This window comes from Lysinibacillus sp. FSL P4-0201, assembly GCF_038593425.1.
In the GTDB taxonomy this organism is placed as follows: Bacteria; Bacillota; Bacilli; order Bacillales_A; family Planococcaceae; genus Lysinibacillus; species Lysinibacillus capsici.
The window spans coordinates 1973646-1993990 of record NZ_CP151995.1 but is presented as its reverse complement, the minus strand read 5'-3'; the positions used below and the strand labels follow the sequence as shown (position 1 = coordinate 1993990).

Here is a 20345-nt window from a genome sequence, read left to right as displayed (position 1 = left end):
TTTAGCTGTTTTTATTATCATTATAAAAAACACCCCCATAGACCACCATATCTATAGGGGAAAAAACGGTACGATATTCGTATGAAGTTTAGTAGGTTACCTCGGAATCTTTTCGCTTCGGAATAAGTGCAGTAAAAAGTGCAATTAAATTAGGTGGAATGCTAAATAATAAAAACAGCCAGTTTGTCGTCAGGATCGAGATGATCGTGAATACAATAATGGACGTCATGAAGACGAATAGGCCCACCTTCACACGCGAGGGCTGTAATGGGGCTGCGCTGGACATATTGATGGTCATCATAATTCCGATGATTCCCCAACTCGCTACGTGTGTTAATAAAAGGATACCTAAAACCATAGCAGTGCTTAATTCAATCCCAAAACTGAGTAACGTAAAGAAAACATACAGCGCTCCTAATGTCACATACCATGAATAGGATCTCGCCTTTTGCCAAATATGATAGTACAGCTCGTCTAAACCTCTATTTTTTCTAGCTTTCTGTCGCCCGAACCACCATCCAAGAAGTCCACCAATCACTCCCCCATACAATCCAATCATACCCCAGATATTAATCTCCATTATTCATTCTCCCCTCTTCAAATATAAACACTTCTTCAATTGTGCTATTGAACGCTTTGGAAATGTTGTAGGCAAGCTCTAAGGATGGATTGAATTTGCCTGATTCAATAGCAATGATTGATTGCCGTGAAACGCCAACTTGTTTCGACAATTCTTCCTGCGTAATCTTGTTCAATTTTCGTAATTCTCGAATTCTGTTTTTCATAATGCCTCCTTTATAAATGTAAAGCAAACTATACATTTAATGTTAAGTAAAGTTTACTTTACATCACTATGTATGTCAAGCAAACTTTACAATTTGATTTTTAGTTAGATGAAATGGCAATGTCGAGTAAAGAACAACAAAATTCTATTACTATGTACTATTTTCGGAAAATTTGATAAATTAATAGTAAGGAATGTTTTGAGCGTTACAAAAAGGAGGTTATCCAAATGAGTAAAAAAGAGCTCTTGCAAAATGGAGTCAATCAGGTTTTTTACGAAGAGGAATGGTACCCACCGTTATCAGAAGCATTAAAGAATCTCACTGCTGCACAAGCTAGTTGGCAACCAGAAGGAAATGCTGCTAATACGATTTGGGAAAATGTAACCCATTTATTAATCTTTAAAGAGCGCTTACTTTCTCGCTTACATAAAGATGAGACATTTGTTGCTCCACAAAATAATGATGAAACGTTTGTCCAAGGCGGTGCTCATGATGAAGATGCTTGGCAAGAAACAGTGAATCGAACCCTTCACGTACATGATGCCCTACAATCTTCATTAGCATCCTTGCAAGAAGAGGCATTAGATCAACCTAGTCCCGCTCTTCCAGTTTGGCAACAATATCTAAATATCCTTTTGCACGACGCTTACCATACAGGACAAATTGTTCAACTTCGTAAACTACAAGGTTCATGGCCTGCTAAGCGCTCCTACTTATAAACGATGATTCCAATTGGTGATTGAAAAGCAGATGCCCCCTTAAGTTAGAGACAAACTACTAACTATAGGGGGCATATCATTTAATTCGTTTTCATTATCCATCTTAAGCTGTTTATCTACCATAATCAGTGGAACATCACTAATGTCGAGAGTGGTTTTAGTAAGTTTACAAGTCTATCGGCTTACCACCTGTCACTCCATAAATCTGACCCGTGATATAACTTCCTTCATCCGAGGCCAGAAGAACATAAACGGGTGCAAGCTCTACTGGCTGTCCCGCACGGCCGAGGGGCGTATTTTGGCCAAACTCAGGAATCTCTCCTTCTAATTTCCCGTTATCCAGCTGAAGCGGCGTCCAAATCGGGCCAGGTGCAACACCATTGACACGGACACCTTTAGAAGCAAAGTACGAGGAGAGGGATACCATAAAGTTGCTTATTGCACCTTTTGTCGCGGCATAATCCATTAAAGATGAGGATGGATCGAAAGATTGAACCGATGTGGTGGTGATAATTGCACTTCCTGGCTCCAAATGTTCTTCAGCAGCTTTTACGGTCTCGAACATGCTGATGATGTTTACTTTGAAAGTGTCTTGCACTTGTTTAATTGTTAAGTCACTTAGGGATGGCTGTGCGATCTGTTGCGCAGCATTTAATACAAGAATGTCCAATCCGCCAAAGGCTTCTACGGTTTTTGTAACAATCTCTGTCGCTGTGCCGTCTTCTCGCAAGTCATACGGTAGCAGTAATGCTTTTCTTCCTGCTTTTTCAATTAATTCTTTAACGACGTTGGCATCTTCCTCTTCACCAGGGAAGAATTGTATGGCTACATTGGCTCCTTCACGTGCATAGGCAATAGCGGCAGCACGGCCAATCCCAGAATCGCCTCCTGTAATTAAGGCATTGCGCCCTTCTAGACGATTGTATCCTTTATATGATTCTTCTCCGCAGTCAGGTTTGGGGATCATTCCATGCTGTAGCGCTGGCGTGTTCTGTTCCTGATTTGGGAATTTTTCGGTATGAAATTTTTTACGTGGATCGGTTAGATGTGGGTTTCCCATCAGCTATCATCTCCTATTTTGATTAATTAGTGACAAACACTTTGTGTGCTTACACTGTTACATTTTGTTGAATACCCTCTGAACATTTACTTTAAACAGCATCAGATTTCTTCCGCCCTTCCACCAATGATGGAGTCATTTACATTTTCCTTACAAAAGAAAAAACACCCTATATAAGCGAGCAGACTAGTCCACTGTTGAAATGGATAGTTTGAACACTTACATTGAGTGTTTGAAGAACCTCTATAAAGTAGGTTATGAAAGATATTTAATAACGCTTTGTTTGTTTAAATTAACGCCTCAATTGCTTGAGCTACTTGCTCTTCTGTTAAATTGTGACGCACGATGTAGCGATTGCGCGCATGCTGTGTACATTCGATTGTACAGCCACCTAAATGCTTTGCTTCATTTTCTTCAGATGCGATAATTTGCTTGTTACATTCAGGATTTGCACAGTTAATGTAGCGTTCACAAGGTTCACCGTCATAGTGATCACGACCGACAATCACATGCTCTACTTGATTGATTGGCACCGTTAAACGCTCATCGAAAACGTACATTTGCCCATCCCATAATTGACCTTTCGCCACAGGATCTTTTCCATATGTTGCTACACCACCATGTAATTGACCGACATTGCCAAAGCCTTCACGTTTCATCCAACCCGAAAACTTCTCACAACGAATACCACCCGTGCAATATGTTAAAACATTTTTCCCTTCGAAGAGCTCACGGTTTGCACGGACCCATTCTGGTGTATCACGGAAATTTTTTACCTCTGGTCGAATCGCGCCACGAAAATGGCCGACATCGTATTCATACGTGTTACGCACATCTAATACTACTGTATTTTCATCTTGCATTTCAGCAAGGAATTGTTCTGGTGACAGGTAGCGACCTGTTAATTCATGTGGGTTGACGTCTTCTTCTAAGCCTAAGTTGACTAACTCAGGACGTGGGCGAACGTGCATTTTTTTGAATGCATGTCCTTCTGCCGCATCAATTTTAAAGACAATGCCTTCGAATAATGGGTCTGCTTGCATGTTTGCCATATATTGCTCTGTTTGCTCAATCGTCCCCGAAACAGTCCCGTTAATGCCCTCATTGGCTACTAAAATACGACCTTTTAAACCGATTTCTTTACACATTTCTAAGTGCGTTGCTGAAAACGTCTCTGGGTCTTCAATCTTCGTGTAATGGTAATATAATAAAACTCGATAATTCATTATTTTCCACCTATCATTTCAATATTTGCAGGATATTCCTGATAGTGTCTTTTACGACCTATTAACCATAAAGGATAATCCGTTAATATGCTATCGGTAATTAGACTGAAATGAGTAGAAATAATTTTCCATATGCCGCTAGATAAAAAAAGACACATTCATTCGTTAAACAAATTTTATATTTTTCTTCACCGCATTTTCTACTAAAGCATAGAGTAAACTCGCAATACCAAAAATAAGCATCGAATTGATAATACTTAAATTATATTCTTCTATAAATCGCGAATCATAAATGATTACGAAAGAAAAAGCCCCTATTGCCCCACCAAATAAAGTGAAGGTAACCACTTTAAACAGCCAATTTTTCATAAAACGACTCACAATAAATGTTAGCGGTAAAAACGAAATCGGATAGAGAATAAAAGCAAAAGAGCCCATTAAGAACATATAGCCAACGCCTAAATCACGAAATCCCGTCATATATTCTGATGTCCTGATTTTTCTTCCTTCTAAAACTTCTAAGCCAAATCCAGCTAAGGCAAACAGCACTATAAAAGGTATCCACATGATTAAACAATGATAGAAAGTTTTCATTCTTATCCTTCCCCTTATGAATTTTTACTGCTGGTACAATTCAACCTCTTAATAGATCAAACGAAAATCATGGAAGAAAGTTACAATGTTTCTCACCTGACAAAAGATCAAAAAAAAAAGCATATTTTAGGGATTGATACGCCTAAAATATGCACCTCTCATTTCTTCTCTTTAAAACACAATCCCAATAATGATGGCTGATAGAACACTTACAAGTGAGGCACCGTATAGCAATTTTAATCCAAAGCGTGCCACTACATTGCCTTGCTTTTCATTTAACCCTTTTACGGCACCTACAATGGTACCAATTGAGCCAAAGTTAGCAAAGGATATGAGGAATACAGAGACAATCGCTGCTGTACGCTCACTGAAGCTATCTTGGATTTTAACGAAGTCCAGCATGGCAACGAATTCATTTGCCACAAGCTTTGTCGCCATGATACTCCCTGCATTCACAGCTTCATACCAAGGTACACCCATGACAAACGCAATTGGGGCAAAGACATAGCCTAGGAAACCTTGGAATGTGATACCGAAAATGCCATTAAACACACCATTAATGAGGGCAATTAACCCAACAAAGCCTACTAACATAACCCCGACGATGATGGCTACCTTAAAACCGTCCATAATGTATTCGCCTAGCATTTCAAAAAACGTTTGCTTTTCACCTTCTTGCACTTCGATTATATCTTCCTCCGCTTGTACTTCATACGGGTTAATGATTGAGGCCACGATAAAACCACCAAACAAGTTTAATATGAGAGCTGCCACTACATACTTTGGCTCTAGCATCGTCATATAGGAGCCCACAATGGACATCGATACCGTTGACATCGCAGAAGCACATAAGGTATAAAGCCGATGCTTTGGTAAAAAGCCAATTTGATTTTTCACTGAAATGAATACTTCATTTTGCCCTACGATTGCCGCTGCAACCGCATTATAGGATTCTAGTTTTCCCATGCCATTGATTTTACTTAATACGAAACCTATATATTTAATCATAAACGGTAGAATTTTATAATGTTGCAATATGCCGATGATGGCTGACATAAATACGATTGGCATTAAAACATAGAGGAAAAATGTATGTGCACCCTCATTCGCCATCCCACCAAATACAAAATTTGTGCCTTCATTGGCATATTCAAGTAGTTTTGCAAAGCTATCAGCAAATCCTTTAATTAAAAATTCCCCAATACCTGTTTTCAGTAATAGAAACCCTAAAACAAGCTGGATAACAATCATCACAATGATTGGGCGGTATTTAATCTTTTTCTTATTATTACTTGCAAGCCATGCTAAAAATAGCACGAGTAGTAGACCTACTATCGAAATAATATAATGCATGTTGTCCCCTCCGTAACGAACAATGTTTTCAAATGCTTTTTCTTCCCATCCCATGCAATCTCTTACGCATCGATGATTGTATGAAGAGCAATGTCCACCATATCAAAAAAGGATTTTTCACTTTCCTCGTGCGTTAAGCTTTCATTTGTTAGTAGTTGACTACCTACCGTCAAAATAGACAATGCCTTTACTCCATATTTTGCGGCTAACGTATAGAGGGCGGTGCTTTCCATTTCTACCCCTAAAACACCGAATTCCATAAACTTATGAAGCCTATCTAATGTTTCACGATAAAATTCATCTGAATTATAAATATTGCCAACAAAAACATTGCCTTTTTTCCCTTGCGCTAGTTGAAACGCTTTCATTAATAAGGAAAAATCCGCAATTGGTGCGTAATTATTGCCGTAGAAAATTTTCTCCGTCAAATTGCTGTCTGAAGACACTGCTTGGGCTAGAATGATATCGCGGATTTGAATGTCCTTTTGCATCGCGCCGCATGTGCCAATACGAATCAATTTTTTCACGCCATAATCGTTGACCAATTCAGTACCGTAAATACTCATCGATGGATTCCCCATGCCCGTCCCCTGCACGGAAATCGGTACACCTTTGAACGTTCCTGTATACCCATACATTCCTCTTACTTCGTTATAGCAATAAGCATTCTCTAAAAAATGCTCTGCTACAAATCTTGCACGTAAAGGGTCTCCAGGCAGCAAGACACGCTCAGCTATTTCTCCCTTTTTTGCTCCTAAATGTCTACTCATTTTCATTCCTCCAAAAACTTGTCATTTATCTCCAATCCAATTAGGTAACCGTTTTCATTTACCAATAAAAAATACCCACAGCCATTTCCAAAACTACTTCTTTTACAAGAAATCTGTTCAGAAACTACTATGAGTATAAGGTTTAATAATCCTGACAAACTAGACCAGATTGTTACGTTGTGTACGGGAAATAATTGACCAAATTACCGAAGCAATTCTTGACGAATATTATCTAAGTCCCTTTTGGTAGGAATCGTAGATATAATAACAACCGGCACTGTCGTTAAGGCAACGGGAAAATTACTTATGACAAAATCAATGTGATGCTGCTGTACCATCTCATCCGTTAACCCCTTCATAATAGAGGTATTAATAATCAGCTGGTCCCCAATTTCATTCTTGATTAAATTGGCGATATAATGGCGGATTGAAAATTCCTCTCCAATAACCAAGAAGGCTCGTTTACTTTTATAACGTAGCCCTGAACGAACAAGCAAGGTAAGCTTGGTTAAATGAAAGTCATTATACAGGATAGAAGGGTACGCTTTTTTCCATGTTTGCATACAGATCTGCATATCTTGGTAAATTTGCTGACATTCAATTTGAACATAGTTTGTTAAATTACTTTTTGAAATCATCAGCCATTCAGGGATGGCATTATCGATTAAAAGCTTGTCTAAAAACTCATATACCTCCAAGCTAAACCGCTCATTCATATGTAGATTAGGGTAAGCCTTTGCCAATAAGGTGAACAACTGCTGCGCCATTTGATCAATTTCTTTATTTTTATATAATTCGATTTCCTTCATTGGCGTCATGTCTGATCCTTCATAATAATGATATTGGCTTAGACTAAATAGAGATTGCATAAAAAACAATTCACGCTTTGGTAATTCAATCGAAAATTTTTCTTCCAGTGCCTGTGCAAAGTCTTTTACTGGCAAATAGAACATTCCTCTTTCCCAAGCGTAATCATCCTCCGTAATTTTGACATAGTTCCCCTTTCGTACTCTTTCCAAGACAATCGCCACTAAAAAGGATAATTTCCTTTTGGAGTTAATAAAATAAACAATGCTTTGCTCATGCTCTATTTGCGTGATGCATTGATTGATAAAATCAAAGTCACTATTGGTAAATGGCCATCCTGTATACTCATAGGCATCACCATATAATTTCCAATAAAAATAGCGGATATTCAATTCATTTCCCTTTACGGCGGGCATCGAGTATGTAATGCGTAGCTTATACGGCTTCAAATCATGATTATTTAGTTGCGTAATCAGCTTCTTCAACGAGGAAGTGCTCATAAACATCGCCTCTGCTAGCTCCTCCATCGAATAAGGTTGCCCATTGATAAACAATAAGTGCATGAAGCGATAGAAGATGGTTTGCCTGAACATGCTCGAAAGCACTTCACTAACGGTTGTACTTCGCCCATCTCGTTGTAGAAAAATTCCCTTTCCTCTAGATACGTCAATCGTCATTGTTGCTGGTAATTGCCGATTGATCTCTTCTACGAGCTTCCGTATGGTCTTATCTGAAATATGTAAGCTTTTTTCAACCTCCCCTAAAGTAAACCATCTTTGTTCAGAATCTAGTAACAGTAATAATTGACTAGCTAATTTGAATTCCTTATCCACGTTCTCACCCTATCCATCATTCACAAAAAGGAACATACACTGGTAGCTGTATGTCCCTTTTTGCGTTTATTTCATATACGTATTTAAAACTTTTTCGATGTCCGTATTAAGCTTGTTGATATCAACTGCTGGCACGGGCTGATTGACAAGCTGATATTTTTCTTTTAGTTTTAGGATTCTTTGGACACTTTCATTGATGCGTTCCTCTGTTATTTCCCCATTGCTGACGGCTACCTTCACCGCTTCTATCGCATCTGTAATATTGGCATATTCATGAGCGATTAAAATAATATCACTACCAGCCTTGATTGAATCGACAGCTGCTTGCCCGATCGCATAATGATTCGTGATGGCCTTCATGGTCATATCATCAGTCATCACAACACCGTCAAAGCCCAGCTGCTTTCTTAGCATACCCGTGATAATTTCCTTCGACATGGAGGAAGGATACTGGGGATCGATCTTTGGCAATAAAATATGTGCGACCATGACGACATCTGCACCATTGTTAATGGCCTCTTTAAATGGGACAAGCTCTAGCTGATTCAAATCGTTCAAGCTTTTTGTCACCTTTGGCAATTCTAAGTGGGAATCCACAGATGTGTCACCATGCCCAGGGAAATGCTTCACGACAGGAATAACCTGCTCCGACTCCAGACCCTTCATTGTTTGAATGCCCAATTTGCTGACGATAGCTGGATCATTGGAATACGAACGATCCCCGATAATTGGATTATTCGGATTGCTATTGACATCTAATACAGGCGCAAAGTCCAGATTGAAGCCAAATGCCTTTAATTGCTCCCCTAATAATTGGCCTACTTCAAATGAAAACTTGGATTGGTTAATGTCCCCAATTTTTCGGTTCGTTGGGAAATTTTTTAAAGCGCCTGGTAATCTGACTACTTTTCCACCCTCTTGGTCGGTGCCAAGGAAAAGTGGTAGCTGATTATTCGAATTGGCAGCCATTAAGTCATTCATCAATGTGACCGTTTGCTGGGGTGTTTCAAGATTATTGCCATAAAGAATTAAACCACCTACTTTAGCCTTTTGAATAAGGCTTATTGTCTCCTGCTGAAGCGTCGTACCTGAAACACCTGCAAACATCATTTGACCGATTTTCTCGTCCAATGTCATTTGTTCCACCGTATCTGGCGCTTGTGGCTTCAGTTCCGTATAGACCGAAATATGATGAACAGTAGGATTGGCATCACTGTCAATCGGTTTCGGTAATATCCACTTTAATTGATAGCTGGCATTTACTTGGTAGACAAGAATAATTTGATCGGTTGAAGGATCCTGATAGTAACGAACTTCATCAGGTTCACCCAACTTATTTTTAATATCTGCTAAACGAATGCTTTTGATATTCTCTTTCGATGAACGGATATCGAAGGCCAGTGAACCTCGATAACCAATCGTCACATCCTCGTAATCTTCATATTGTCCATTGGCGGATTCCGTGACCTGCTGTGGTTCTCCCCATTGCTCACGAACCGCTTGTTGTTCTGTATCTCCTGCTGCAAATGGCACATCAGGTACTTTTCCTTCTCGCGCGAATTGAGCAATATCCTGAATGAGGACCTCTATATTGTCTGAACCACCTTCCTGTTCGGACGCATCCTCTTGAACGGGCGTTGTCTCAGGATTTCTAGTCGGTAATGTGACTGGCCTCACTTTCATGCCGATAAAAAAGGCTAGACCCATTAACATCAGCACAAGAACTAGCAGCACACCACGTCTTCTTTTATGCATGTAAAAACCTCCTTCACCAAGCCATTTGGCGACATCGAAACAAATCTATCAACTAACGTTATCATAACTGCCACCTGAATTCAAAGCTCACGCTGTGAACAGAATCGCAGCCTTCAATAGAAAATATTATCGTAAGCTAGCAAAAATGCAAAAGAAGATGTTAAAATATTCACATAAAGGGGGATATAACACATGGGGAAATTAAGTAAAAGAAATATACTGTGGATTGTGCCAATCGGTATCTTAGCGGTATTTTGGTACTTCTATGGTCCACAAAAGGATATTACAGACAATGAATATATTACATACGTAAAAAACTATTCCTATGAAAATAGCGCAAAAACTTTGGAGAGTGCCTTTGCCTCTGCCTGTGAAAATCCATATTGGGTCTATTTTGAAACACAAAAGGGACAGGATGTTGTTGAATTTGAGGGTGATTGCACGGTTAACAATGAAGTAGCCAAGGTCAATGTACAGTTTCTTGTAGACAACGACATCACAAGTGTTCAATCAGGTGCAATGCTTGTCGATAGTAAAATGCAGGAAGAAGCAGACCGCGATGAATTTTTGCTAGCACTTGCTAAATAATCCCTTATAGTGATGCTATAAGAGTTTTCTCTGGGAAAGCGGATAAAATGTGCAAAGTAGTGGATAGCAACCCTAAAGTGATGGATAGAAAGTTAAAAGTGGCGGATAGATCCTGTAAATTGACGGATAGCTCTGAGAAAGCGGAGTAAGATTTTGATGCTGCAATCGAATAAAAATGGAGAGGTTTGATCCTCTCCAGAAGGTGGTTATTATTTTTTCTTGGCAATCCAAATCGTCCATCGATCCTTTTCAATGATGGCACCTTCAGTGGTAATTGCATTCCTTATATCCTCAAGAAGGGTCGATAATTGGTTGTCATTCAATTCATGCAATAGACTACGCCCCACTCTACCTTGTAAATCAGCCAATAATTGCTCCTTATTAGCATAGACCTGTCTCGTCTCCCATAGTTTGAGTTCACTAATTTCTTGAAAGCCTACTTCTTGTAAGCTTTCTGTCACCAACTGACTATTGTGTCTGCGCTCTACCTCCTTTTGAATAAGCGAAGGAAAACTTTCAAAGAAATAGCCCCTTATATGATGAGCATCCCCTGGAAGTAAGCAATCCTCTGGGGTGCGATCCTGTACGATAAAATAACCGCCTTGCTGTAAAAGCCGAAATGCCTCTTGAAAGCATGCTTTGACATCTTGTATATGATGAATTAAGGCTCGTTCAAGCACGATATCAAAAGTATCCCCTGCAAGCCCTGTATTGAAAGCATTTCCTTGAACAAATGTGATTTGCGGATATGCTCGACAATTTTCTTTCGCTCCGTCTAGCATGGCTAGTGAAAAGTCTACACCTGTTACAGATGCCACCCCCATATCGACAAGTGCCTTGGCATAAATCCCTCCGCCACAGCCGATATCTACTGCCCTTCCCATACTATGAAAAGGAATATGTTTCGCTAACGCTGCCTTCCATGAGCTATCTGCCTGTCTAGTTGTATAAGACGTGCGATGTTGCTGACTATGAAAATCAATCCCCATTCTCTTCACCCTCCCCTTTTATTTTAGTGTACTAGTAGATCACCCATAAGAAAAATCTATAATTATTATAAAAATACATAAGCTTACCTTATCAAACGAAAAACCCATGCTGGGATCTGCATGGGTTGAGCTACCATTAACTATTTCTAGTAGGATGGGAGGACTTTAATATGGTCCGTTCAATTATTCTAATTTCGTTATTTAGTTTTGTAATCGCCGCTTCAATTTGTTGATAGCGCTCCATTCGCTTGACCTTCTCTGTTGGAAGGGAATCCTTTAAAGCAGCCTGTCCCGCGTATAAGCTTGACAGTAAATCTAGCTTTTGAAAATAAGCTGTGCTATATTGCTCCATAACACCCAGCCCCTCATCTGTTACTTTTTTACACGAACTTATGAATTGTTGTTCATATAAGAACTATAACCGAAAAAAGCAGCCTCAAAACTCCATCTAAATTATTATTTATTATCCATTTCCAAGTAAATGATTATTCTATAAAAGCGCTAAAGCTATGTTATTCATCTTTTTTTAACAAAGAATAGATAAATGTATCATGTGCTTGTCCCTTTTGATACATATAGTCCCTCAATATGCCTTCCTGTTGGAATCCAAGCTGAATTAAAAGCTTGGAAGATGCCTCATTCTCTAAAAAAACAACGGCTCCAATTCGGTTTAAGTTCATATCCCCAAAACCATATGCAATTACTTTCTGCACAGCTTCTTTTGTATAACCCTGCCGCCAGTAATCAGGGTGAATTTCATAGCCAATTTCTGCTCGTTGATGTGCCGCCGACCATAAATGAAAGCCAACTGTACCAATCACTTCATTCGAATCTTTTCGTTCAATTCCCCAACGAATCCCACGCTTTTCCTCAAAATTTTTAGCAAATTGCTTAATTAACTGCTCAGCCTGCTGTGTGTCAGTAAAAGGCTCCTGCCCATAATAGCGTGTTAAAGCCTCATTGGAAAAGCAACGAAAAATCGCAGGAACATCCTCCTCTGTGAGCTCTCTTAACCTAAGTCTTGCTGTTTCTAATTCTGGAAACATGCTGTTCCCCTCCTCTACCATCCATATCATTCTCTACTCTTCCTACAAAATCCTTTTTTGACAATACAAACGTGCAAACCCCAAAGTAGGCTTGCACGTTTGATTACCCGAAAGCTTGTGCTGCTAGAGCAAATAATGTTTGATTTCTTGTAGGTATTTTTTTGGCATTACAGATCATGACAGGTGGTGTGGCAGCCATCGTAAAACCACTTTGTTGTAAAATTGGACCAAGCTCCTTTTGAACTGATGGACAGTCGATACGTAATTTTCCCTGATAGCCCTTAGCCAATTCATTGATAATATGATGCGCTATTTCTTTACTTGGCGCAACGATTGGTCCTAAAAGTAGATAAATTGGCCCCGCGATTGTTAAGCCATAGCCAATCATTTGGTTGTCTTGATTTTTGATAGCAACACAGCGCTGTGACTGCTGTATTCTTTTACGCAAAAAGATTCTTCTACTATCCCCAAAGGCTGCTGCATCAAGTTGGGCCAGCTGTTCAAAATCCTGTTCTTGAAATTCTTTGATAGTGCCTAAAAAATCGGCTTTGCTAGTCGTCTCAACATATTTGTCTGCCAAATATTTATGTACATGCTCAACAGTCGTGAAGCCCATTTTTTGATATAAAGGTTGTCCTTCTATTGTAGCTACGAGCATAATCGCTGTTTCCGCTGAAACACTATCGATACAGGCTTGTGTAACGATTCTACCTAAGCCAAAACCTCTGCATTGCTCATGTACAATCACCATGCCAATGGAAGCTACATTTGTGTCGTAGGGAATAATGGCTGCACTGGAAACAATTTTTCCTTCCATATTTTTATGTCCAACTATTCTACCTGCTGCCATAATCGTTTCAATTTCGTAGGCATCGTAATCCCATCCAACGGAAGCTGATAGCTCGATTAATCCCTGAATATCACTAGAAGTAAATAAAGTTAGCTCAAAATTCAATTAGATACACCCTCTCAAAAGAACGTATGTTCCATTTTACAAAATCCCCCTTCCATATACAAGCAATATCTCTTAGCTTTAGCAATTATTACTATATAATTATTGTAAAATAGCCTATAATAGTTGCTAGACTATGCACTCCTACTTCAAGCATATAAAGGTGATTTCAACATGACATCCTATGAACGTATTCTTATAATGGTCCCGCCGTTTCCCTAGCTACGCAATCTACTTGTAACTAACAAAGTAGAATTTTGCTTGTAGGAGGGCAATATGTTGAAAAAACAGGCAGTACCATCTTTATTATTAATGATTGTTCTTGTGGCTTTTCCACAAATTAGTGAAACAATATACACACCATCACTTCCGGATATTGCCGCTGCACTTGATGTAGCCAATAGCTCTGTCCAATTAACATTAAGTATCTATTTTATTGGCTTTGCGTTCGGTGTTTTCTGCTGGGGATGGATTTCTGATTTTATTGGCCGTAGACCTGCCATGCTAGGTGGTTTAATTTTTTATGGAATAGGTAGCCTACTCTGCTTTTACGCAGAGACAATCCCTTTTCTATTAGCAAGTCGATTGCTACAAGCATTCGGCGCTGCAACTGGCTCCATTATTACGCAAACCATTTTGCGTGAAAGTGTGACGGGAAGTCAACGCCATGCTATGTTTGCTCAAATTTCAGCCGTCATTGCCTTTACCCCAGCTATAGGGCCGTTAATTGGTGGTTGGGTGGATCAAGCATTAGGCTTTCGAGCCGTGTTTTTTGTCCTTGTCATCATGAGTATCCTGTTGTTTATCTATGCTTATTGCAGACTTCCAGAAACAACCAATCCTGCAACAAGACAAAGAACAGCGATTTGGCCTGTCGTCAAACGCATCTTTGCTTCACCCATCGTGCTTGTCTATGGGCTACTAATAGGAGGCATTAATGGTGTTCTATTTAGCTACTATGCCGAAGCACCCTTTATATTCATCGAGCATTTCCAGCTGTCACCTGGCCTGTACGGATTTCTTGGCATTATCGTTGCCCTTGCTTCCATAATTGGGGCTATGATTTCAAAGCGACTCGTCATCAGCCATTCGCCACAAAAAATCATCCATGTGGGCTGTTTGGTAATGCTTGTTGGCACTTTGCTTTTGACCATCGTTTGTACCCTGCCATTGCACGCGAGCATGATGGCCATTGGTATGCTGATTACTATTTTTATCACACTGCTAGGCTCGGGCATCGCACTTCCTAATTGCTTAAGTTTAGCGTTAGTAGATTTTCAGGATGTGATTGGCACAGCAGGCGCTATCTTTAGTCTCGGCTATTACTTACTCGTCAGTGCCATCACATCTGGTATGAGCTTACTGCATAACGGTTCTTTACTGACAATGCCACTTTATTTCTTAGGTCTATCCTTGATAATGTGGCTTTGCGGGAGAAAGTTTATTCGATAATGGAAGAAAGCGGGCTTCCAATCGCTATCTCTTTTAGATAGATGAAAGACTAGAACAAAACCTCTCCTCCGAATAGAAAAAGTGGGTGAAATTTTACTCTTCGTAAAATTTCACCCACTTTGATTATAGGATAGCCTAGCTCTAAATTTTCCCCACTGGCACCTATTGAATTTTCTCACTCAAAGTGTAAATACTTAATGACAAAGATTGAACTATGTCAGTAGGCATCGTGCAGTGATCTAACTATCTCCTGATGCATAAAACTGATATAATAGATATACCATTAAAGTGAGGGGTGTTATTTATGAAAGAAAATTCATCCTTAGAACGTAAAAAGCAAGTGCAATTCGCAGTTGGTTTGGCTGCCATTGACGGTGGAAAACCGAGCGCATTTACACAGAACCTCTTAAACCAATATGAAAATGGTCAAGTATCATCCAGCCAATTGAAACAAGCGATTGTTGAAAAATATACAAGGGCTTCACAGTAGTTTATGGACCCATATATTTATCCTAATACAAATGTCTTAATCAACAAATTAAATATTCGAGATGAACAACAATTGATTGACGTTGAAGCACAACTGTTAATCGCTGGGATTATAGATATTTCTTCTATCACGCATGAGATTGACTTCCAAAAATATAAAAGTCTCCAAAAGATTCATCACTTCCTTTTTCATGAGCTATATTTATGGGCAGGAGAATTCCGCACAGTCAATATTTATAAAAGCGAACATGTTTTAAGTGGATTATCTGTTGCTTATAGTGATAAAGATCACATTGTATCTGATTTAAAAACTATTTTCAGTTGGTCTAAATCTAAGCAATGGAAGTATTCTAATCCTCTCCTTGTTGAGGACTTTTCTTCATTTATGACAAAACTTTGGCGTGTTCATCCTTTCCGAGAAGGAAATACACGAACGGTATCGATTTTCATGAAGCTTTTTGCTGAAGCAAATAGGCTAGACTTCAATGCTCAATTGCTCTCACAGTATGCAGGATATTTACGAAATGCACTAGTTCTTGCAGCAGTAGAAGAAGCTCCGGAACCACAATATTTATTGAAGATGATGACAGATGCTCTGGATGTAGCTGATTTCAATAAATTCAAGGCTGACGATGAAACGTCTAATTATCAAGTAATTGGGCGTTATGATGTTTCCAAGTATAAAGAAAAGCCCTTTGAAACGGATTAAGGAATGATTTATTTACAGATTTAATACGCTAAAAAGGATGGTGATTTGTAATTGAATCATCATCCTTTATATATATATTTCGCAAATGGGATCAATTAATTCATTTAAAACCTTTTACTCTTAGAAAAATCACCTCCTAATTGAAATTTAGTTTTTAACCCCATATTCAATCGAAGGTGTATTTTTTTATTTGTCTATACTGTTGAGGTCAGTCCTCAACATCAATTTTCCACTTTTTATACACCTACTAGTTTTTTCTAGCTGCTTCTCCTATCCTTGAAAATAATAATCCAACACTTCCTGAGGGGTATGAAAAACTTTGTTGCTTTGCGTTTTATAAAGAAATTTGGGATTCGTACAGGCTTTCTCTAGACTTTTTGCTTGCTTTAGCTTATCCGTCATTTGCTCAATAATATCTGTGTAGCCATCGAGCTGGTTTGAAATTTTCGGTAGCATCGTTGGTGAGATATCGAGTACAATAGAGACTTGATCCTCAGCATAACTATTTAAATTGATAAAAAAGCATTCTTCCAAATGCTTTGAATGTTTATCTACATTAATGACAGCCTCTTGATAATTGGCGATTAACCCTGTTGATGTATTCGTAATTGTAAAGCCTTGCTGTGTCAAATGCTGTTCAACTAGCATTAAAAACTGCTCGACCTCTGCATCTAGCTTTGGCGTAACAGTTGATTGAATTAAATCATTACATTTCTGATAAATGGTATCAATTTCGGTCTGTTTTTCGACAAGTAATTTAAAATTGGACATTGAATACACGCTTCATCTCCCCTTTTTACTAAGGTAGACATTCATGAAGCGTTTTAGTCATGATCACGAAAAATAACAATTAAAAGGAGAAGTCCATGATTAGAAATTCTGTCAAAGCCATCATCATCGTGGATGGGAAACTATTGCTAACAAAAAATCAAGATATAGAGGGCTACTTTTACCTTTGTCCAGGTGGTGGACAGGAGCATGGAGAGACCTTTCACAAGACGTTGCAAAGGGAATGCCTGGAGGAAATTGGCTCCTCCGTTCACATTGGAGAGCTGTTATTTATCCGTGAATACATCGGACAAAATCATGAGCATGCCGCCTTTGACGCTGATGTACATCAGGTAGAATATTATTTTCTCTGTCAGCTAAATGCGCAAACTTGTCAACCAACGAATCCTGATAGTCTTCAAATTGGGACACAATGGATACCGATTGAAAAGCTTCATACATATAGACTTTACCCCAAAGCGCTTACCCAACCATTACAGAAATTTATACGAGGACAACAAACAACAATCTATTTGGGCGATGTCAATTAAAACAGGCTGTCTATCTCCTTAGACAGCCTATTCTTAAGGAAGCACTTTCACCATCGTATAGTAGCTACTGCCTGGTGGATAATCTTTAATTTCTCCCACTACTTGATAGCCATGTGCCTCATAAAAGGTACGCGCTTGAAACTCGTAGGTTGTCAGTAGGGCTTTTGTTGCCCCCATGTCCTTGGCTACTAACTCTGCCTGTGCTAAGAGCTTTGTGCCAATTCTCTTTCCACGATATTCTTCACTAAACCAAAATTTATGTATTTCTATCCATCCCCAGTAGACTTCAGCTGTTATACCACCTATCCATTGCTGCTGTTGATCTGTGACGATTAACTGTAAAGGAAGAACCGCACCCTTCTTTCTACTTTCGCGATGATAAGGAGATTGCTCATTATTAAAGGCACGAATTTTTTCGCTTAAAAAATTTGTAAAATCCTCATGCTGTCCCCGTAAAACCTCTACTTGATATTCCATCTCGATCCTCCTATTCCTGGTAACGCTTTATCAGCTTGTCTTGATGAGCTGCAAATATTTCTTCTAATGGAATATCGTACTGATTGGCAATCACTATAAGATTTCCTAAGACATCCCCTAGCTCTTCAATTAGCTCCTGCTTATTTTCTTCAAAGGATGGTGTTTTTTCATCTGGTCGATCTCTACCAATCTCGATTGCTCGAATCGCCCTGGCTACCTCACCTGTTTCTTCTGCCAAGAAGCCAATACGTGTAAAAATATTAAGCTCTGACCAGCCACGTGCTTCATAGTAATCCTTTACCCAGCGTTGAAATTCATTTAGTTCCAATTCAGTTTCCTCCATTTCCTTCCTCTTCAAAATAAATTATACTATAAAAGAATTCGATCAGATATGGAGGAAATCAGCTATGAAAAGTATTGCCGTATTTTGCGGATCCAGTCTAGGCGCTTCCGATGCTTATCGTCAAGGAGCGATTTTACTAGGAAAAGAATTAGCCAAAAGACAAATTACTCTTATTTATGGTGGTGCTTCTGTAGGCATCATGGCAACAGTAGCGAATACAGTGCTAGAAGAAGGCGGCAAGGTCATTGGGGTGATTCCGACATTATTAGAAGAACGTGAAATTGCGCATCAACAGCTGACAGAGCTGATTGTTGTAAAGACAATGCATGAACGTAAAAGTAAAATGATGGAATTAGCAGATGGCTTTATTGCCCTTCCTGGTGGACCTGGAACATTAGAGGAATTTTTTGAAGTATTTACGTGGAATCAAATCGGGCTGCTTCAAAAACCTTGTGCTATTTTCAATATGGAAAACTATTTTGATTTATTAATATCTTTCTTTGACCATATGCAAAATGAACAATTTTTAAAAGCACAATATCGTGATGCACTTATTGTTGATGAGGACGCAGCAGCACTATTAGATAAATGTGAAAGCTTTGTTCCTCCAGCTGTGAAAACTTATGAATTAAGCAAATAATAAAATGGTGAGGGTGGACCTAATTGAACTATCCTCACCTTTTTCATGCTCTAATCTCCAATACGATCCTACATGACTATGCGAAACAAAAGAAGGACCTGATTGTTCTGATTACTAGAATTTGGCTACTATGATTTCATAATTCTGCTTTCTTTTCCCGCCTTTTCACTGCTACCACAGCAATCAATACCATCCCAAGCTTCACCAGCCCAATAATGGCATACAGACTAAATGAAAGAATCGCTGGTAATAATACCAGCCACCACGACCATGTAATGACATTTGTTAGCTTTAATACGACAAAGACAATGGTCAACACTTCTGCAATGCCCATCATTTCACCACCTTACAGCCCATCCTTGACTATATAGTAACTATATATCTTACGATAAGGAACATTACAGGAAAAATTTTCACTACTTTTTCTAAATCATACAACAGGAGGCAGTAAGATGACGAATATTTTTGTAAAAAGTGAGTTTGCTCCTTTAAAACGAGTTGTCATGGCGCAATCGGAATTTGCTTTTCCAGCTAAGGAGGCTCCAACAGATGATGAATTTTTAACAGAAGAAACACTAGCACTTTATGCAAGCGTAGATACACTCGGTAAAAATTTTAAAGATGTCTTTCCAGAAAGACAGCAGCAATGGGAATTGGAACGAGCAAATTTAAAAAAAGTATTAGAAAAATACGGGGTAGAAGTACAAGTACCAAGACGTTTAACAGACTATGAAAAAGAAGTAGGAAAAGAAGATGGCTATAGCAATTTCTTCGTTCGCGATCCCTTTTTCACTATCGGCCATTTTTTAATCGAGGGCTCCCTTCGATTCCCACATAGACGCAACGAAGTTTTGCCCGTACGTAATCTTTTAGCACAGGAAGCAAATGAAAATCAATGCTTCTATGTCTCCATTCCAAAGCCTGATATGGCAGATGGTTTAGATTCTGAAGCTGGCCCGTTTTTAGAGGGCGGCGATGTGTTAGTGTTAAATAAAACGATTTTTGTCGGGAATTCAGGACTAGCCTCCAATAAAAATGGTGTGCAGTGGCTGCGTAATTTAGCAAGTAACTTTGATTATACGGTGGTCGAAGTGCCGCTTCATCCAACCATTCTTCATCTCGACTGTGCGCTTAGCCTCGTTAGAGAGGGTCTAATGATTGTCTGCGAGGAAGCACTCATTGATGGTATTCCCAAACAGCTAAAAGATTGGGATAAAATTCACGTTTCCCTAGAAGATGCCGCAAAACTTGCTACTAACGGCTTACCTATTAATGAAGAAGTCTATATTACAGACAAAGAATTTACATGGATTGGCGAGCAACTAGCGAAGAGAGGTATCACCGTAGAATATGTTGATTTTACGATTTCTCGAAGCTTTGGCGGTTCTTTTAGATGTAGTACACAACCCCTATTACGCACGGATCTCTAGAAATTATCT

The 20345-nt window shown here is 39.1% G+C and carries 25 protein-coding genes; 8 read left to right on the top strand and 17 right to left on the bottom strand.

What is annotated here, in order from left to right; all coding sequences use genetic code 11:
* Window positions 1-88: 88 nt before the first annotated feature.
* Window positions 89-580, bottom strand: a complete 492-nt coding sequence (locus MKY76_RS09800; protein WP_054548804.1) for a hypothetical protein — start codon at window positions 578-580, stop codon at window positions 89-91.
* On the bottom strand, window positions 570-785 hold the full coding sequence (locus MKY76_RS09795; RefSeq protein WP_279494689.1) for a helix-turn-helix transcriptional regulator: 216 nt from the start codon (window positions 783-785) through the stop codon (window positions 570-572). The genes MKY76_RS09800 and MKY76_RS09795 overlap by 11 nt, the downstream gene beginning before the upstream one ends.
* Window positions 786-1012: 227 nt before the next feature.
* On the opposite strand from MKY76_RS09795, the gene MKY76_RS09790 reads away from it, so the two are divergent.
* Window positions 1013-1504 (top strand): DinB family protein, encoded by a 492-nt coding sequence (locus MKY76_RS09790; protein ID WP_281116165.1) that lies wholly within the window; start codon window positions 1013-1015, stop codon window positions 1502-1504.
* 166 nt (window positions 1505-1670) lie between these two features.
* Here the strand turns inward: MKY76_RS09790 and MKY76_RS09785 are convergent, their stop codons facing one another.
* From MKY76_RS09785 to nagZ, 7 genes are all read right to left on the bottom strand, one after another.
* On the bottom strand, window positions 1671-2564 hold the full coding sequence (locus MKY76_RS09785; RefSeq protein WP_054548781.1) for an SDR family oxidoreductase: 894 nt from the start codon (window positions 2562-2564) through the stop codon (window positions 1671-1673).
* 287 nt (window positions 2565-2851) lie between these two features.
* Window positions 2852-3790: a rhodanese-related sulfurtransferase gene (locus MKY76_RS09780; RefSeq protein ID WP_288580612.1), complete on the bottom strand. Its 939-nt coding sequence runs from the start codon at window positions 3788-3790 to the stop codon at window positions 2852-2854.
* Window positions 3791-3955: 165 nt separating this feature from the next.
* Window positions 3956-4384, bottom strand: coding sequence for a hypothetical protein (locus tag MKY76_RS09775; protein WP_048390590.1), 429 nt, complete (start codon window positions 4382-4384; stop codon window positions 3956-3958).
* A 171-nt stretch (window positions 4385-4555) separates the two neighbouring features.
* Complete coding sequence (locus MKY76_RS09770) at window positions 4556-5737, bottom strand: nucleoside transporter C-terminal domain-containing protein (RefSeq protein WP_342557729.1); 1182 nt, start codon at window positions 5735-5737, stop codon at window positions 4556-4558.
* A gap of 62 nt (window positions 5738-5799) precedes the next feature.
* Window positions 5800-6507 (bottom strand): purine-nucleoside phosphorylase, encoded by a 708-nt coding sequence (gene deoD / locus MKY76_RS09765; RefSeq protein WP_342557728.1) that lies wholly within the window; start codon window positions 6505-6507, stop codon window positions 5800-5802.
* A gap of 203 nt (window positions 6508-6710) precedes the next feature.
* Window positions 6711-8147 (bottom strand): helix-turn-helix domain-containing protein, encoded by a 1437-nt coding sequence (locus tag MKY76_RS09760; protein ID WP_342557727.1) that lies wholly within the window; start codon window positions 8145-8147, stop codon window positions 6711-6713.
* Window positions 8148-8213: 66 nt separating this feature from the next.
* A complete protein-coding gene (nagZ, locus tag MKY76_RS09755; protein WP_342557726.1) occupies window positions 8214-9902 on the bottom strand; it encodes a beta-N-acetylhexosaminidase in 1689 nt (562 codons plus the stop codon).
* Between the two features lie 192 nt (window positions 9903-10094).
* Here nagZ and MKY76_RS09750 point away from each other — a divergent pair, with 192 nt between their 5' ends.
* On the top strand, window positions 10095-10490 hold the full coding sequence (locus tag MKY76_RS09750) for a hypothetical protein (protein WP_048390581.1): 396 nt from the start codon (window positions 10095-10097) through the stop codon (window positions 10488-10490).
* A 209-nt stretch (window positions 10491-10699) separates the two neighbouring features.
* On the opposite strand, the gene MKY76_RS09745 is transcribed toward MKY76_RS09750, so the two are convergent.
* The 4 genes from MKY76_RS09745 to MKY76_RS09730 form a co-directional block, all read right to left on the bottom strand.
* Window positions 10700-11479 carry a class I SAM-dependent methyltransferase gene (locus MKY76_RS09745; RefSeq protein WP_342557725.1) on the bottom strand — a complete coding sequence of 260 codons (780 nt, stop codon included), beginning with the start codon at window positions 11477-11479 and terminating at the stop codon, window positions 10700-10702.
* Between the two features lie 136 nt (window positions 11480-11615).
* A complete protein-coding gene (locus tag MKY76_RS09740; protein ID WP_054548789.1) occupies window positions 11616-11831 on the bottom strand; it encodes a hypothetical protein in 216 nt (71 codons plus the stop codon).
* A gap of 160 nt (window positions 11832-11991) precedes the next feature.
* Window positions 11992-12525, bottom strand: coding sequence for a GNAT family protein (locus MKY76_RS09735; protein WP_103117911.1), 534 nt, complete (start codon window positions 12523-12525; stop codon window positions 11992-11994).
* A 103-nt stretch (window positions 12526-12628) separates the two neighbouring features.
* On the bottom strand, window positions 12629-13480 hold the full coding sequence (locus MKY76_RS09730; RefSeq protein WP_342557724.1) for a GNAT family N-acetyltransferase: 852 nt from the start codon (window positions 13478-13480) through the stop codon (window positions 12629-12631).
* Window positions 13481-13756: 276 nt separating this feature from the next.
* Between MKY76_RS09730 and MKY76_RS09725 the strand changes: the two genes are divergently transcribed.
* From MKY76_RS09725 to MKY76_RS09715, 3 genes are all read left to right on the top strand, one after another.
* Window positions 13757-14929: a multidrug effflux MFS transporter gene (locus MKY76_RS09725; RefSeq protein WP_193767302.1), complete on the top strand. Its 1173-nt coding sequence runs from the start codon at window positions 13757-13759 to the stop codon at window positions 14927-14929.
* A gap of 304 nt (window positions 14930-15233) precedes the next feature.
* Window positions 15234-15419, top strand: coding sequence for an antitoxin VbhA family protein (locus MKY76_RS09720; RefSeq protein ID WP_131519903.1), 186 nt, complete (start codon window positions 15234-15236; stop codon window positions 15417-15419).
* Between the two features lie 3 nt (window positions 15420-15422).
* Window positions 15423-16127 carry a Fic family protein gene (locus tag MKY76_RS09715; RefSeq protein WP_048390571.1) on the top strand — a complete coding sequence of 235 codons (705 nt, stop codon included), beginning with the start codon at window positions 15423-15425 and terminating at the stop codon, window positions 16125-16127.
* Between the two features lie 270 nt (window positions 16128-16397).
* Here the strand turns inward: MKY76_RS09715 and MKY76_RS09710 are convergent, their stop codons facing one another.
* Window positions 16398-16898, bottom strand: a complete 501-nt coding sequence (locus tag MKY76_RS09710) for a hypothetical protein (protein WP_227744841.1) — start codon at window positions 16896-16898, stop codon at window positions 16398-16400.
* Window positions 16899-16993: 95 nt separating this feature from the next.
* On the opposite strand from MKY76_RS09710, the gene MKY76_RS09705 reads away from it, so the two are divergent.
* Entirely contained in the window at window positions 16994-17446 is a 453-nt protein-coding gene (locus MKY76_RS09705; RefSeq protein ID WP_259418988.1) for an NUDIX domain-containing protein, read from the top strand.
* Between the two features lie 33 nt (window positions 17447-17479).
* On the opposite strand, the gene MKY76_RS09700 is transcribed toward MKY76_RS09705, so the two are convergent.
* Window positions 17480-17923 carry a GNAT family N-acetyltransferase gene (locus MKY76_RS09700; protein WP_342557723.1) on the bottom strand — a complete coding sequence of 148 codons (444 nt, stop codon included), beginning with the start codon at window positions 17921-17923 and terminating at the stop codon, window positions 17480-17482.
* Between the two features lie 10 nt (window positions 17924-17933).
* The gene (locus MKY76_RS09695; RefSeq protein WP_054548807.1) at window positions 17934-18251 is read right to left on the bottom strand and encodes a MazG-like family protein; all 318 of its coding nucleotides are present in this window, start codon (window positions 18249-18251) and stop codon (window positions 17934-17936) included.
* Between the two features lie 79 nt (window positions 18252-18330).
* On the opposite strand from MKY76_RS09695, the gene MKY76_RS09690 reads away from it, so the two are divergent.
* A complete protein-coding gene (locus tag MKY76_RS09690) occupies window positions 18331-18906 on the top strand; it encodes a TIGR00730 family Rossman fold protein (protein ID WP_054548794.1) in 576 nt (191 codons plus the stop codon).
* A gap of 136 nt (window positions 18907-19042) precedes the next feature.
* Here MKY76_RS09690 and MKY76_RS09685 read toward each other — a convergent pair whose 3' ends face one another.
* Window positions 19043-19243 (bottom strand): transmembrane Fragile-X-F protein, encoded by a 201-nt coding sequence (locus tag MKY76_RS09685; protein ID WP_313872002.1) that lies wholly within the window; start codon window positions 19241-19243, stop codon window positions 19043-19045.
* A gap of 115 nt (window positions 19244-19358) precedes the next feature.
* Here MKY76_RS09685 and MKY76_RS09680 point away from each other — a divergent pair, with 115 nt between their 5' ends.
* The gene (locus MKY76_RS09680; protein ID WP_131519899.1) at window positions 19359-20336 is read left to right on the top strand and encodes an arginine deiminase family protein; all 978 of its coding nucleotides are present in this window, start codon (window positions 19359-19361) and stop codon (window positions 20334-20336) included.
* Window positions 20337-20345: the final 9 nt, after the last annotated feature.

What these genes read in the sequence shown, in the direction of transcription:
- MKY76_RS09790 (WP_281116165.1), top strand. Translation starts at nt 1,013, where the DNA reads ATGAGTAAAAAAGAGCTCTTGCAAAATGGAGTCAATCAGGTTTTTTAC.
- MKY76_RS09780 (WP_288580612.1), bottom strand. Translation starts at nt 3,790, where the DNA reads ATGAATTATCGAGTTTTATTATATTACCATTACACGAAGATTGAAGAC.
- MKY76_RS09680 (WP_131519899.1), top strand. Translation starts at nt 19,359, where the DNA reads ATGACGAATATTTTTGTAAAAAGTGAGTTTGCTCCTTTAAAACGAGTT.
- MKY76_RS09720 (WP_131519903.1), top strand. Translation starts at nt 15,234, where the DNA reads ATGAAAGAAAATTCATCCTTAGAACGTAAAAAGCAAGTGCAATTCGCA.
- MKY76_RS09740 (WP_054548789.1), bottom strand. Translation starts at nt 11,831, where the DNA reads ATGGAGCAATATAGCACAGCTTATTTTCAAAAGCTAGATTTACTGTCA.
- MKY76_RS09750 (WP_048390581.1), top strand. Translation starts at nt 10,095, where the DNA reads ATGGGGAAATTAAGTAAAAGAAATATACTGTGGATTGTGCCAATCGGT.
- MKY76_RS09785 (WP_054548781.1), bottom strand. Translation starts at nt 2,564, where the DNA reads ATGGGAAACCCACATCTAACCGATCCACGTAAAAAATTTCATACCGAA.
- MKY76_RS09745 (WP_342557725.1), bottom strand. Translation starts at nt 11,479, where the DNA reads ATGGGGATTGATTTTCATAGTCAGCAACATCGCACGTCTTATACAACT.
- MKY76_RS09735 (WP_103117911.1), bottom strand. Translation starts at nt 12,525, where the DNA reads ATGTTTCCAGAATTAGAAACAGCAAGACTTAGGTTAAGAGAGCTCACA.
- MKY76_RS09700 (WP_342557723.1), bottom strand. Translation starts at nt 17,923, where the DNA reads ATGGAATATCAAGTAGAGGTTTTACGGGGACAGCATGAGGATTTTACA.
- MKY76_RS09795 (WP_279494689.1), bottom strand. Translation starts at nt 785, where the DNA reads ATGAAAAACAGAATTCGAGAATTACGAAAATTGAACAAGATTACGCAG.
- MKY76_RS09775 (WP_048390590.1), bottom strand. Translation starts at nt 4,384, where the DNA reads ATGAAAACTTTCTATCATTGTTTAATCATGTGGATACCTTTTATAGTG.
- MKY76_RS09685 (WP_313872002.1), bottom strand. Translation starts at nt 19,243, where the DNA reads ATGATGGGCATTGCAGAAGTGTTGACCATTGTCTTTGTCGTATTAAAG.
- MKY76_RS09690 (WP_054548794.1), top strand. Translation starts at nt 18,331, where the DNA reads ATGAAAAGTATTGCCGTATTTTGCGGATCCAGTCTAGGCGCTTCCGAT.
- MKY76_RS09770 (WP_342557729.1), bottom strand. Translation starts at nt 5,737, where the DNA reads ATGCATTATATTATTTCGATAGTAGGTCTACTACTCGTGCTATTTTTA.
- MKY76_RS09705 (WP_259418988.1), top strand. Translation starts at nt 16,994, where the DNA reads ATGATTAGAAATTCTGTCAAAGCCATCATCATCGTGGATGGGAAACTA.
- MKY76_RS09800 (WP_054548804.1), bottom strand. Translation starts at nt 580, where the DNA reads ATGGAGATTAATATCTGGGGTATGATTGGATTGTATGGGGGAGTGATT.
- nagZ (WP_342557726.1), bottom strand. Translation starts at nt 9,902, where the DNA reads ATGCATAAAAGAAGACGTGGTGTGCTGCTAGTTCTTGTGCTGATGTTA.
- MKY76_RS09710 (WP_227744841.1), bottom strand. Translation starts at nt 16,898, where the DNA reads ATGTCCAATTTTAAATTACTTGTCGAAAAACAGACCGAAATTGATACC.
- deoD (WP_342557728.1), bottom strand. Translation starts at nt 6,507, where the DNA reads ATGAGTAGACATTTAGGAGCAAAAAAGGGAGAAATAGCTGAGCGTGTC.
- MKY76_RS09715 (WP_048390571.1), top strand. Translation starts at nt 15,423, where the DNA reads ATGGACCCATATATTTATCCTAATACAAATGTCTTAATCAACAAATTA.